16 protein-coding genes are annotated in these 12,800 nt (G+C 50.1%); 7 read left to right on the forward strand and 9 right to left on the reverse strand.

Annotation, left to right across the window (positions count from 1 at the left end; translation table 11 throughout):
• Window positions 1-53: 53 nt before the first annotated feature.
• Both FGB90_RS19510 and FGB90_RS00390 read right to left on the reverse strand, forming a co-directional pair.
• Entirely contained in the window at window positions 54-224 is a 171-nt protein-coding gene (locus tag FGB90_RS19510; RefSeq protein WP_171051630.1) for a hypothetical protein, read from the reverse strand.
• Window positions 225-556: 332 nt separating this feature from the next.
• Window positions 557-1,207 (reverse strand): acyl-CoA synthetase family protein, encoded by a 651-nt coding sequence (locus FGB90_RS00390; RefSeq protein ID WP_138808554.1) that lies wholly within the window; start codon window positions 1,205-1,207, stop codon window positions 557-559.
• Window positions 1,208-1,528: 321 nt separating this feature from the next.
• Here FGB90_RS00390 and FGB90_RS19515 point away from each other — a divergent pair, with 321 nt between their 5' ends.
• Together FGB90_RS19515 and FGB90_RS00395 are read left to right on the forward strand one after the other, a co-directional pair.
• Window positions 1,529-1,666, forward strand: a complete 138-nt coding sequence (locus FGB90_RS19515) for a hypothetical protein (protein WP_171051641.1) — start codon at window positions 1,529-1,531, stop codon at window positions 1,664-1,666.
• A 44-nt stretch (window positions 1,667-1,710) separates the two neighbouring features.
• Window positions 1,711-2,106 (forward strand): hypothetical protein, encoded by a 396-nt coding sequence (locus FGB90_RS00395; RefSeq protein WP_138808556.1) that lies wholly within the window; start codon window positions 1,711-1,713, stop codon window positions 2,104-2,106.
• Window positions 2,107-2,239: 133 nt separating this feature from the next.
• On the opposite strand, the gene FGB90_RS00400 is transcribed toward FGB90_RS00395, so the two are convergent.
• From FGB90_RS00400 to FGB90_RS00415, 4 genes are read right to left on the reverse strand one after another with little or no spacing between them, the layout of a single operon-like run.
• The gene (locus tag FGB90_RS00400) at window positions 2,240-3,250 is read right to left on the reverse strand and encodes a FecCD family ABC transporter permease (protein WP_246056074.1); all 1,011 of its coding nucleotides are present in this window, start codon (window positions 3,248-3,250) and stop codon (window positions 2,240-2,242) included.
• Window positions 3,250-4,254 (reverse strand): FecCD family ABC transporter permease, encoded by a 1,005-nt coding sequence (locus FGB90_RS00405; RefSeq protein WP_138808557.1) that lies wholly within the window; start codon window positions 4,252-4,254, stop codon window positions 3,250-3,252. Before FGB90_RS00405 ends, FGB90_RS00400 begins: the two co-directional genes overlap by 1 nt.
• Window positions 4,255-4,284: 30 nt before the next feature.
• Entirely contained in the window at window positions 4,285-5,205 is a 921-nt protein-coding gene (locus FGB90_RS00410; RefSeq protein WP_138808559.1) for an iron-hydroxamate ABC transporter substrate-binding protein, read from the reverse strand.
• On the reverse strand, window positions 5,159-6,001 hold the full coding sequence (locus FGB90_RS00415; protein WP_138808560.1) for an ABC transporter ATP-binding protein: 843 nt from the start codon (window positions 5,999-6,001) through the stop codon (window positions 5,159-5,161). The genes FGB90_RS00410 and FGB90_RS00415 overlap by 47 nt, the downstream gene beginning before the upstream one ends.
• Before the next feature lie 133 nt (window positions 6,002-6,134).
• Between FGB90_RS00415 and FGB90_RS00420 the strand changes: the two genes are divergently transcribed.
• The 3 genes from FGB90_RS00420 (at window position 6,135) to FGB90_RS00430 (ending at window position 8,670) form a co-directional block, all read left to right on the forward strand.
• Window positions 6,135-7,187, forward strand: a complete 1,053-nt coding sequence (locus FGB90_RS00420) for an NAD(P)/FAD-dependent oxidoreductase (RefSeq protein ID WP_138808562.1) — start codon at window positions 6,135-6,137, stop codon at window positions 7,185-7,187.
• A gap of 4 nt (window positions 7,188-7,191) precedes the next feature.
• Window positions 7,192-7,638, forward strand: a complete 447-nt coding sequence (locus FGB90_RS00425; RefSeq protein ID WP_138808564.1) for a GNAT family N-acetyltransferase — start codon at window positions 7,192-7,194, stop codon at window positions 7,636-7,638.
• A 216-nt stretch (window positions 7,639-7,854) separates the two neighbouring features.
• Window positions 7,855-8,670 (forward strand): GNAT family N-acetyltransferase, encoded by an 816-nt coding sequence (locus tag FGB90_RS00430; protein WP_171051642.1) that lies wholly within the window; start codon window positions 7,855-7,857, stop codon window positions 8,668-8,670.
• Between the two features lie 54 nt (window positions 8,671-8,724).
• On the opposite strand, the gene FGB90_RS00435 is transcribed toward FGB90_RS00430, so the two are convergent.
• From FGB90_RS00435 to FGB90_RS00445, 3 genes are read right to left on the reverse strand one after another with little or no spacing between them, the layout of a single operon-like run.
• Window positions 8,725-9,726 (reverse strand): ABC transporter substrate-binding protein, encoded by a 1,002-nt coding sequence (locus FGB90_RS00435; protein ID WP_138808567.1) that lies wholly within the window; start codon window positions 9,724-9,726, stop codon window positions 8,725-8,727.
• Entirely contained in the window at window positions 9,723-10,502 is a 780-nt protein-coding gene (locus FGB90_RS00440) for an ABC transporter permease (protein ID WP_138808569.1), read from the reverse strand. The genes FGB90_RS00435 and FGB90_RS00440 overlap by 4 nt, the downstream gene beginning before the upstream one ends.
• The gene (locus FGB90_RS00445) at window positions 10,435-11,277 is read right to left on the reverse strand and encodes an ABC transporter ATP-binding protein (RefSeq protein ID WP_138808571.1); all 843 of its coding nucleotides are present in this window, start codon (window positions 11,275-11,277) and stop codon (window positions 10,435-10,437) included. Before FGB90_RS00445 ends, FGB90_RS00440 begins: the two co-directional genes overlap by 68 nt.
• 274 nt (window positions 11,278-11,551) lie before the next feature.
• On the opposite strand from FGB90_RS00445, the gene FGB90_RS00450 reads away from it, so the two are divergent.
• Window positions 11,552-12,457: an aminoglycoside phosphotransferase family protein gene (locus FGB90_RS00450; RefSeq protein ID WP_138808573.1), complete on the forward strand. Its 906-nt coding sequence runs from the start codon at window positions 11,552-11,554 to the stop codon at window positions 12,455-12,457.
• Window positions 12,458-12,536: 79 nt separating this feature from the next.
• Window positions 12,537-12,749, forward strand: coding sequence for a hypothetical protein (locus FGB90_RS00455; RefSeq protein ID WP_138808574.1), 213 nt, complete (start codon window positions 12,537-12,539; stop codon window positions 12,747-12,749).
• Window positions 12,750-12,800 lie beyond the last annotated feature (51 nt).

A 12,800-nucleotide genomic window follows, 5' to 3' on the forward strand; every position in this document is an offset into this window, starting at 1 on the left:
TATGGGGTGAATTAGGTGTTACGCTCATCTTAGGCTATTTCACCTTTTATAAATCACCCCTCGAACCTTCTTTTCTCAACAAACAGAAGAATGAGTGTGGCCAGTGGGCCGAGGAAAAGAGAAAGTATAAACCAGTTTAACCCGGTTCGATTTTTCCCCTGTGCAAGTGCAGCATTGATCAGCGCAAGCGTACCCCAGCCAACGAAAAATTGGTTTTCCATCATATGCCCTCCCCCGTAATACATTAAATCCTCTTTAGAAGATATGAATGACCAACCTTCACTTTAACATAAATATCCATATCTCTTCTGATATCTAAAAAAACCATGTGATTTCTAAAGGAAAAACCATGAACTAGGAGTGTGCTTTAAAAGTCAAACAGGTGAAAAACAAAATAGGATGTGCCCTGATGGCGGTGGTGGACATGAGGAAGCAGGCCGCCCGCCAGCCTCATAAACCTTTTTAAGACTACAAAAAGGTACCAACGATCAAAAATCGATAATTGGTACCGTTTTTAACATAATTAAGAGACTGTTTTGTCCAGCCTTTTGTTATATTACTTTTTAAATTTCTCCGGAAACTGCTTCACAACTCCTTCAGTGATGGCGTCTGACATAAGAATGATATGTGTGACTCCTTCATCAATCGAAACGATTCTTGCTTCCCAGTCTTTATCCAGGCTTGCTGTTAAGTCATCTGCAACCATGTCCAGATGGATATACAGCAGTTTTTTCAGGTCTTCATTTTCCAGAAAAGGGTTGGCATCACTGAGAAAGGCCGCTATATCATCAGCATTTCTGAACCATTCTTTGTTCTGCTGATTCACCTTCTCTTCATTTCCCTCTTTAGCTGCATCTACAATCTCACCGGCAATAACAATATGTTCCTTTAACAGTTCCGTAAGTTTGTTTCCTGCATCTTCCCCGTATACTGGCTTTATGGCATTCCCGATATCTTCCTGGTTTCTCAAAAGCCTCGCCAGCACATCCTTTTGATCCTCTGCTCCTGCAGTTGTGGCACTTGTAATATAATTACTTGTCCACAGTACATGATCAATCCAAAGTCTCCTGAATTCATTTTGAAACTGTACTTCTGATTGGCTGATACACTGATCATTATCCTGTATAGGGGCGGCACTGACTGATACAGCTTGTATATTTACAAGTAGAAATAACAGACATAACCCCATAAACAATGATTTCTTCATTCAATCTGCTCCTTCATAATATATTTAATCGTCCTTATTATGGATGAAATGGGTTTATTTATTCGATTATAAGGCCCGCCAAACATAGAAAGCGCCGAACTGAAAGCTGTATCTGCAAGGGTTCCAACTAAGATAGTAGAATCAACTGCGGATCAGCCAGACAATGGATTTACATGCAGTATTTATGTCTGCAGCCATGCAAAAGTTTACAGGTATTGCATAGGAATAAGAAAGTACATTATTATTTATCAATCAGGTTCGTGACGCTCCAGGTAACCAGCTCTGCCGGGACATTTCTGCAGCGTCTGAAGGAAGGGCACTTTGACGCAGTCTATTCACGGTATTCCTGAGATACCTGCAGAACTTGAAGCTGAAATTCGTAGAGTAGAGATTGAGCTTCCAGTTGGAGAGCGTGTAACTGAAGAAAGTTATGGAGAAGCTGATAGCGGAGCCGTTTAAATAACAAAGGGGAAGGAAAAGTGGAATCCGAAAGGAAAAGGCAGATGAAAAGAAAAACATTTAACGAACAGGAGCTCAGAAAAGAAGCAGGTAAACTATGCCGTATTCACTGGGGAGTTGAATACACAGATGGTATAGAACTGATTCAGGAGCCCTGGGAAGTACGAAATGCAAGGTTTATCGTTGATCACGATAAGGATGAACGCTATATACAGATGAGCCTGCCCAGAAACGAAGAACGTTCGAGGGAAAGCGTGATCCAATCACTCCTGCACGAGCTGGTACACTGGCGTCTTCTAAGTCTCGGGCTTCCCTGCCGCGATACAGATGATGCGTTTATTGCAGAAGCAATCAGAGTAGGGGCCAGCATCAGCCTGGCTGCTGAGGCCCAGGAAGCTTACCGGAAGTACCTCACCCGCACCAGTGACAAAATATCCTGAGGTGTTCTTTCAGAAGGGACTGTAGGTAACGGAGTCACTTAAATAACACTGCTATTCACATTAAACAAGGACATGGAGACCATTCTCCATGTCCTTGTTATTTAACTATCGTTTCAGACAGCAACACATCTGTTTACTTTTTTACGAGCAGATAAACAAAGTACGGTGCGCCGATCAGGGCCACCACAATCCCTGCCGGAATCCCGTCCGGTTCTGTGAGGTTTCTCCCGAGGGTGTCGGCTGCAAGGAGGAGCATACCGCCGATCAGGAGGGCGACGGGAATCATCCGCTGGTGAGCCGATCCCGTGAGTGCCCGGGCGATGTGCGGCGCCATGAGTCCGACAAAGGGGATGCCCCCGGTAACCGACACAGCCGATGCGGCAAGAGCCACGGCTGCAAGGATGAGCAGAATCTGCTCTTTTCGCACAGCCACTCCGACGCCGGTGGAGACCGGTTCTCCGAGTGCGAGCAGGTTCAGTCGGGAGGCTTTGGCCAAAACAAACGGAATGAGCACGAGAAGCCAGGGGAGCAGGGCCCAGACGAACGGCCAGTCGGTCCCCCACACGCTGCCGGCAAGCCAGGACGCGATAAAGTCCACTTTCTGACGGTCGGCAGACGAAATAAGGACAATCATCAGTCCCGAGAGGGCGAGGGAAAATCCGACGCCGGTGAGGATAAAGCGGTTCGGGTTCAGCGCCCCGGTCCCTTTTTCCGAAGCAAACAGGAAGATAAGTGCTGCTGTGACTAAAGCACCTGCAAAAGCCGCTGCCGGCAGGGCGTAGACGAAACTGCCGGGCTGGATCGGAAAAAACAGAAAGAAGACCGCAACGACGGCCCCGGCACCGGAGTTGATCCCGATAATGCCCGGATCCGCCAGATCATTGCGGGTGATCCCCTGCAGGATGGCACCGGAGAGAGCAAGCGCCATCCCTGCAAGCAGCACGACAATCATCCGCGGAAGACGGATGGAAAACAGCACGAACGATTCCTGAAAGGTTCCCTGACCGAAAAGCACCGGCACCACACGGGAGAAAGACAGGGCCGAGTATCCGGCGCTCAGACGGATTGCCATCATAAGAACGGTCAGGGCAACGAGAACAATGAGGACGATGCGGTGTTTTTTTGCCTGTCCCGGATGTGTAATCAATAGCCCCGACCTCCTTTTCTTACGACCCAGAGAAAGAACGGCAGGCCGATGATGGCAATAATGGCCGCAACCGGTGTCTCGTAAGGGGCGTGAATGGTCCGGCCGAGCGTGTCGGCAAGAAGCATGAACACCGCACCTGCAATGGCGGACAATGGAATCACAAAACGGTAATCGGTCCCTGCCACGGCCCGGACAATGTGCGGTACCATAAGACCGATAAACGCCAGGTTACCGGCAAGAGCTACCGATGCGCCTGTCAAAAGAATAACGGCCACAAACAGGACAGCTTTCACCCGCTCGGTATGCTGGCCGAGGCCTGCAGCGACTTCTTCGTTCAGGCTCAGGATCGTGACCTGTCTGGAGAGAATGAGCGCGACAACAATCCCGATGCCGATGACCGGTACGACGAGCTGAAGCTGATTCATATTCGTGCCAAGAAGCCCGCCGGCCGTCCACAGTGATACTTCCTGTGAGATGCGGAACATGAGGCCGAGTCCTTCTGCCACTGCCTGGAGAAACGCCGATACGGCGGCCCCCGCAAGAACGATTCTGAAAGGCGACACTGGCCCTCTGCGGAGCCGGCTGATTCCAAACACGAGGGCCCCGCCTGCGGCTGCACCGATAAAGCAGGCGATCATGATGGAAAAATAGTTCGTACCCGGAATAAAGGCAATGGTGACGGCCAGTGCCGCGTTGGCACCTGCAGTCAGGCCGAGAAGGCCCGGATCTGCAAGAGGATTTCTCGTCATCCCCTGCATGAGTGCTCCCGCGGCTGCAAGCGCTGCACCGACAACGGCTGCCCCGATTTCACGGGGCAGCCGGATTTCCCGGATGATTGAAAGCGATTCTCCGGTTTCATTTGTAAACAGGGCGCGCATGACCTCCCGGAACGGAATCTGCGCAGCTCCAGCCGAAAGGGCAAGAGTGAACGCAGCGGCCAGGAGGATCAGGGCGGCAGGTAGTAAGATTGAAAAAGGCGGTTTTTTTGGCTCGGTGTGCATCGTTATCGCTTCATTTCGTATAAGAGTTGATTAGGATTTTGAACCGAGGAAGTGCTCCTCGAAGAAATCAAGCTGGTATTCAAGCGTCAGCGGGTCGTTAAAGTAGAATTTCATCGCTTCTGCTTCAAAGACGTTCCCGTTTTCCACTGCAGGGATGTTCTGATACGTCTCGGTTTCCGTAAAGGAGTTGTCGGTGTCGGCGACTTTACTGAAGATCATATAGTCACCGGCAAACTCAGGCAGCACCTCTGCTGAAAGGGCATAGTAGCCTTCCTCAAGTGCCATTTCCTCTACTTTTTCAGGCATCTCAAGCTCCATTTCCTGATAGAGGATTTCAGTACCGCGTCCCCAGTTGTCTCCGAAAACATAAAGCTGCTTGTCGAAGTTTTCAAAGACGGAGACGGTGGCATCTTCTCCGATTTCTTCCTTTATTTCCTCACCCATGGCCGAGGCCCGTTCCTTGAAGTCATCAACCCAGGCGCGTGCTTCGTCTTCTTTGTTCAAAAGCTTCCCGATCTCAATATGCTGAGTGAGGTAATCCACTTCGCCGTAAGTATAAGTCACCACAGGGGCGATCTCCTCGAGGCGGTCAATGTTGTTGGTGTTGGAGAGACCGATGATCAGATCCGGATCAAGCTCGATCAGTTTTTCAAGGCTCTCGTCACTGACCACTTCAACCCCTTCGAGTTCTTCCTCAAAGTTCGGGTTATCCATCGACCAGGCGTCTACACCGACAAGATCCACATCGAGTGACATGACATTTCCTGCGAAGGAAGCAAGCACCACTACGCGCTCGGGATCAGCGGGCACCTCGACAGGACCGTTTTCGGATTCGTATGTGATCGTATCATTACCTGATGACTGTTCTGCTGCTTCACTTCCGGAATCTTCTGCGCCGCAGGCACTAAGCGTGGCCAGCGACAGGGCGGATACGAGTAATGTTTTCTTCATTGATGTCTTCTCCTTTAAGTAAATGGTAGGTCATGCACATCGGTTTATGTGTACGCGGATCACGGCCGATCACCGCATCAATCTGAAACACTTCTTTTAGAACGTCGTGCTCGATCACCTCATCGGGCGTACCGGTTTTCACGATCCTGCCGTCTTTCATGGCCACGATATGATCGGCGAAGCGGGCAGCGTGGTTCAGGTCGTGAAGAACCATGACGATGGTGCGCTCCTCGGTTTCATTCAGGTTCTGGAGCAGTTCGAGTACTTCCAGCTGGTGGGTAAGGTCGAGATACGTAGTAGGCTCGTCGAGGAAAATCATGTCCGTTTCCTGAGCGAGTGCCATGGCAATCCAGACACGCTGGCGCTGCCCGCCTGAGAGGGCGTCCACCGGGCGATATTTATAATCGAGTGTGCCGGTCTGCTCCATGGCACGGTCGATGATCAATTTGTCTTTTGCCGTCAGCCTGCCGAAGCCCCGCTGATGGGGGAATCGCCCGTAGGAAACGAGTTCGCCTGCCGTAAGCCCTCCTGTCGTTTCAGGAGACTGGGGCAGGATGGCCATATCCCTGGCCAGTGCTTTCGTATTTTTCTTTGCTATGTGTTCCCCGTCCAGCAGGATGGAGCCATTGGAATGAGGGAGGATGCGGGTGAGCGTTTTCAGAAGCGTTGATTTGCCGCAGCCGTTGGACCCGATAATGGCGGTTACCTTTTTATCGGGGATGCTGAGATCCAGGTGATTGATAATCGGTGTATCCGTATAGCCTGCAGAGAGGCCTGCTGCCTGGAGTCGGGACATCGTTTGTCACCATCCTTTTGAAAAAGTTATTGATAACGATTCTCAATATCATTTACAATAATAAGCATAAGGACTTTCAGTTTGTTTTGTCAACGGCTAATTTTAAACCTTTACATAAAAGGAGACTGGATCAATGAGCGATGTGTATGACGTAACGATCATCGGCGGCGGGCCGGCAGGGCTCTACTCGGCCTTTTACAGCGGCCTTCGGGGAATGAAAACGAAAATCATCGAGGTGCAGCCGGAGCTCGGTGGGAAAGTGCGGCTCTATCCTGAGAAGATCATCTGGGATGTGGGCGGACAGCCGCCCATCAGCGGGGAAAAATTCCGAAGCCAGCTCGTGGATCAGGGTCTGAGGTTCAGTCCGACCGTTCTTTTAAATACGAAAGTGACCGGTTTTGATAAAAAAGAGGATGGCCTTTTTGCCATTACTACTGATGATCGGGAGGTTCAGCTCTCCAAAACGGTTATTATGGCAGTCGGAAGCGGGATCATTACACCGCAGAAACTTCCTCTGGAGGGAGCGGAGCGGTTTGAGCTGACAAACCTCCATTATACGGTGCAGTCCCTTGAACGTTTTCGCGGCAAGCGGGTTCTCATCTCCGGAGGTGGAAACGCGGCAGTGGACTGGGCGAACGAGCTTGAGCCCCTGGCCGAGCAGGTTTATCTCACCCACCGTCGGGACAATTTGTCGGGTCACGAAGCGGAAGTGGAGCGCCTCCTCGGAAGCCGTGTGCGCTGCTTTTTCGGGGCATCGATCTGTGAACTGAGATCAGGCACGGAAGCAGGACGCATCGACTGTGTGGCCCTTGAAGACGGGGCATGTACGAGGTGGGCCGAACTTGAAGTGGATGAAGTGATCATCAGTCACGGGTACGAGAGAGATGCCGGTTTGATCGAAAGTGCAGGTCTGTCGCTCGAGGTCGCCGGGGACGGCGTGATCGACGGCGGAGCGGACAGTTCGACCCACATGCCGGGTGTTTTTGCAGCAGGGGATATTCTTAGGCACGAAGGAAAACTCAATTTAATCGCAGGTGCCTTTCACGACGCTGCAAACGCCGTGAACAGGGCCAAGCAGTTTATCGAGCCGGAGGCCGGCCGCCATGCGATGGTCTCTTCTCACAATGAACGCTTTAAGGAGTGGAACGGGAAATTGAAAGAAGCGGAGCAGGCAGGCGGAATCTGATAGAATGGAAAAAAAAGGAGTGATTCCTTTGATCAGAGAGCTTGTTTCGGAAGAAGAAATCCGTTCTGCGTACCCGGTCATGAGCTGGCTGCGGACGCATCTGAGGGAAGACGATTATATGAATCTCGTACGGGAGGCCCGGGAAACGGACGGCTACCGGATGATGGTGCTGGAAAATGAGGGGCGCATCGCTGCGGTGGCCGGCTTTAAGCCGATGATCACCCTCTACTACGGCCGGTTTGTCTGGGTTTGTGATCTCGTCACCGACCCGGCGGTCCGTTCAAAAGGATACGGAGCAGAACTTCTGAAAGCGGTACACGACTGGGCCCGCTCGAACGGCTATGAGCGGGTGGCGCTGTCATCCGGGCTCCACCGGGCGGACGCCCACCGGTTCTATGAGGAAAAGATGGGCTACGAGCGGGCGAGCTATGTGTTTAAGTACGATTTGTAAAGGCGCTGTTGGGGAGATTAAGTCCGTGGTGAGTGCGGATTTCAGCCTTCCGCGATAGCTTAATCAGCTAAAGGTGAAATGAAGTCCATTAAAGGTCAAATTAAAGCGGCTAAAGGTGAAATGAAGTTCTTTAAACGCTAAATTAAGTCCGCTAAAGGAAATTCACTTTCTCAACAGATGTAAGAAACTTACTAAAACCAGCGTTCGGAGATGAAAATGATGATCACAGAATTAAATAAAACCGATTTCCCTATCTGCCAGCCCATGCTGGGAAGCACTGTTCAGCTGGAAGCGGCAGCGATCGTGAAGGGGAACAACCCCGGCAGGATTTTCGTAAACGACCGCGTTCAGCCGGATTCTGCGCTGATCTGGCTTGGAAACAATGACGGCGTCTTTCTCATAGGCAACCCGGAAAATGAACGGTTTCTCGAGCAGCTGAACCCTTTTATCGACGGCCCGCTGGGAGGCATGCTGAAAGGTGAGGGGATTACTTTCTTTGAAGCTGTCAGCACGTCGGAACAGTGGAACCGAACTATTGAACATGTGTTCAGCCACAGGGAACTGAGCGTGTGGGAGCAGAGAATTCACACGATACCCCCTTCCGATTTCACACCCTGCGCCACTCTACCCGAGGGCTATCAAGTTATGAAATTCTCAGACGTTCTCACGTCAGACAGCTGCAGTTTCCGGGATGCAGTGAGTGAAAAAGTACTTGAATCCTGGGCATCCGTTGAGGCATTTCTGAACAGGGGAATCGGATATTGTACCGTAAGAGAGGACGAATGGGCAAGCCTCTGTTTTACCTGCTTCGAAGCAGACGGTGTGCACGCCATCGCCGTGGAAACAGCCAAAGCGCACAGAGGAAAGGGGCTGGCACAGCTCACCGCTGAACGTTTTATCCAGACATGCTTTGAGAAAGGGCAGACACCGTACTGGGACTGCACGGTTACAAACAGACCATCTGTGGCGCTGGCAAAGAAACTCGGGTTCACGAGCAGGCAATCCTACAGCGTTTACACATTTCCGCTCTGATTCTTTATGGAAAGAAAAAAGCGCAGGGTCAGTATGCCCCGCGCTTTTACATCATTAATCGTCATTCAGTACAGCGTCCAGATACGTATAATTTACAAGACCGTCAATCTCATCAGAACTTGCATATTCTGCTTCATAACTGATCGTCGCCATCTCCTGCAGAACGTCTTCGTTAATTTCATAAGTAGGGTTAAGGCGGTTACTAGCTTCCAATGTTTCCTCAAAATCGAGTTCGCTTCCGGTGATGTCTTCAATGTGAGTAATAAACGTCTGTACAGCATCCTCCTGATTTTCCTCTATATAATCAATTGCTCTGAGGTGAGCCCGCAAATAGCCTTCAATGAGTTCAGGGTTGGCTTCAGAGTAGGATGTTCGTGAAACAACGACTGTAGTAGTGGATTCTCTGCCCCATGCAAATTCATCTTCATCGAGGATAATATCTGCATCAACCTGGTTTTCCAAATATACGCCCCACGGTTCCTGGGTTGCTGCGGCATCAACATCTCCCTGCAAAAAGAGTGTGGAAGTATCAGCCGGTGCCTGAGGCATCAGATTGACAGTTCCCCCGTCTGAAGTGGGAGCCAGACCGGCTTCTGCCAATTCAGCGCGCAGCATGATATCCTGTGTGGATCCAATTGTGGGAATAGCAACATTCGCTCCATCGAGATCCTCTACACTGTTAATGTCTGCATCGCTTCTGGCAGCCAGGACAGCACCTCCGTTTACTGCTCCGGCAATAATGTTGTGTTCAGGGTTTCTGAAATAAATCTGCGTTGCAGGGGAAGGGCCAACCGTCCCCACATCTATCTCGTTTGTTGACATGGCTTCCATAAAGGTACTTCCGTCTGGAAAAGTGCTGGTATCAATAGATACCTGTTCACCCAGCTCCTCTTCAAAGTAACCGTTCTCCAACGCCACTATAGTTGTAATATGTGTGAAATTCGGGAAATACCCGATTGTTAATTCATCTGCCTCTTCGTCCGAGCCGCATCCTGCGAGTAAAAACAACGCTGCACCTGCTGAAGCAAAATGTTTCAGATTTCTTTTTATCCTCATGTTCTCGTCCCCCATTTCCTTGCTACTGAGCGTTCCATTCTGAGAAATACCTGATTATCCATAATAGTTCCAATAACACCAATCACGATCATGATTGCCAACACAAGATCCATCGATTGAATTGAGCGGCCGACGTTCAGCAGGTACCCGAGTCCTCCGCTTCCTCCAAGCAGTTCAGCTGCCATAACAGCCCGCCATGCAAAAGCCCATGCCACACGCAGTCCGGAGATAATATGCGGAAGGGATGCAGGCAGTATGACATTCCTGACGAGATGTCCGCCCGAGGAGCCCAATGTTTTGGCTGCATTTATGTAAAGACTGGGAACGTTCTTGAATCCTGTACTGGAATTAACCGTCATCGTCCAAGTCGCACCAATCGTCACAATAAAGAGAATCGACACAAAGCCAAGTCCAAACCAGACGATGGCAAGTGGAAACCAGACGATACTTGGAATCGACTGGAGAGCTGTAACGAAAAATCCAAGGGTATCATCAATCCATTTATAACGGGAGATTAAGTAACCGAATGTAAGCCCCAGGACAATGGCAATGACAAAACCGAGCAGCATTCTACCGAGTGTCACCCCGGTGGCATTAAGGATTTGCCCGGTAATTAACCCATTAATAAGTGTCCCGAAAACAGTGGGGCCGCCTGGAACATTCGGGATGAATAACGGCGGCCACATAAATGCCGGAAATAAGTCAGTTTTAGATATGATCTCCCATGCGGCTATGATCACGATCACGAATAGCACTCGTCTTAAAGCGGTAGTCATCTCCGAATTCCTCCTTCAGAACTTTTTCCATTTCCTCTTCCAGTTCACCCATGATCTTCTTCTCCAAATGGACAATAACGCTGTCTGAAGGATCTCTCGGTCTTGCCGCTTTAACAGTAAAAGAACTTTTTACCTGGCCGGGCCTTGTACTCATAAGGAGCACTCTTCCTGAAAGGGTCAGTGCCTCCCGGATATTATGGGTGATAAACAAAATGGTCTTGCCTGTTTTCGCCCAGATTTCCTGAAGCTCCTGATGAAGGATAAGCCGGGTCTGCTCATCAAGCGCTGCAAAAGGTTCATCCATCAGGAGAACATCCGGATCCATGACAAGTGCTCTGGCAATGGCCACACGCTGCTTCATACCTCCGGAAAGTTCATGCGGGTAGTTATTTGCATAATTACCGAGATGGACTAAGCGCAGAGCATCCATTGCTTTTTCTTCGGCTTCCTGCCTGGTCATTTTTTTAATCCGCAGTCCAAACGTGACATTATCCAATACATTCATCCACGGGAATAAACCACCCTGCTGAAATACAACAACCCGGTCAGTCCCGGGACCTTTAACAAGTTCCCCGTTAATTTTGACCGAACCGGAATTCGGTTTATCAAGTCCTGCGATCAGGTTCAGTATTGTCGACTTACCGCACCCTGAAGGCCCTAACAGGGAAACGAATTCCCCCTCCTTGATTTGAATATCTATATCCCGGAGTACTTCCAGTTTTTCTGATTTTCCCTTCGGAAAAGATTTATGTACATTTTCAAGTGTGACTTTCATGATAACCTCCCACTTTAAAACCTAGTAAACTCATAAGGATTCTATATTAATAATTGAAGTGCGTCAACAGATGAGCCCCTTTAAAACTGTGAAAAACCGTGCAGTAGCTGGCCAATGAGCCGGGTTCAAGCCGGATTAGAGAAATCTCACAAACTCAGTGCAGTAATTGTTCGTCGACCCTGGACCATGAAGGAACGGCATGAAACTTTCCGCACTCACACTCGTAAATGCATAAACAGAAAGGGTGGGGAATTATGAGAAAAGGTGAATCCCAATGATTGAGGAAAAAGTGATCGAACGGATCAGAAGACTCCCGGGACTGAATCGGGCGGCCTCAATTCGGAAAATCGAGAAAGGCTTCTCGTTTGACGAAAAGTACGTCGTGGACGGAACCCGGCTGGTACGTATTTTCTCCAGTGAGGAGAGTGCCCGGCGGGAGCAGGAGTTCCAGACACTCCGGGCGCTTTCAAGGTACTCTGAGCGCATCCCCGTCGTCTATGATTTCGGAAGAATGCCTGGGGAGGACCGCCATTACATGGTCCTCGGGTTTCAGGCCGGGGAGGACGGTGAAGCGGCCCTCCCGTACATGACAGAGCATGCCCAGTACAGGGCGGGATACGAGGCAGCTGTCGAGCTGAGCCGGCTGCATCGGTTCCAGGCACCTCCGGAAACACCGTCCTGGTACGAGGCAAAAAAGAAGAAAAACGACCGTTACATAAAGGGTCTTCTGGAACTGGATGTGGACCCCGGAATGAAAGCGGCGCTTATCACTTATGTTCAGGAAAATGAATATCTCATGAAGGATCGCCCGACCCGGTTTCAGCACGACGACTTTCTCCCGTCCAACCTGATTTTTCGTGACGGGCAGTTTGCCGGGCTCATCGATTTTCAGCGGATGGACTGGGGTGATCCGGCGCACGATCTCCAGAAACTCGGCTTTTTTGCTGTAAATACCAGTATTCCTTTTTCCAGAGGAGCCCTGGACGGATACAGGGAAAATGCCTTCGAGGGTGACGGCTTCTGGGAGCTGTATTCCTACTACAGCGCCGTTCATGTCATTTCATCCCTCGTGTGGGGGAAGACGATGGGAGAGGAGAATTACAGGCGGATTTACCAGTATGTCCTGCGGGTGATGGACGATCATGAGCAGTTCACCCGCCTGGTGCCGAAGTGGTACTGATTTTGCCTCGGCAGATGAGGTTTTAATTGGTCTTTTTCCGGGTAAAAAGCAGTAAAATCACACAAAGGGGTGGTCTGGAATGCTGGTGAGGATCAACGCGGTTGAGGAGGATGGCGTGTTCTTTCATGTGAGCGACCCTGACAGGAAGGCAGTAGCAGGCTTTGCCCGGAAAAAAGTGTCCGACCCCGGAGTCTATAAGCTCAGTGTGATCGGAAAAGGGAGATTCTCCGCAGACCAGAAGAAACACATCAATGAAGAGATTGACCGTCTGTTCAGCCGGTCGTTTCATTAAACAATATTTGTGCAAAATCCGGGTTATTGAAACCCGGATTTTTTTGTGTCT

It is taken from the genome of Alteribacter natronophilus, assembly GCF_006007885.1.
GTDB classification, from domain to species: Bacteria; Bacillota; Bacilli; order Bacillales; family Salisediminibacteriaceae; genus Alteribacter; species Alteribacter natronophilus.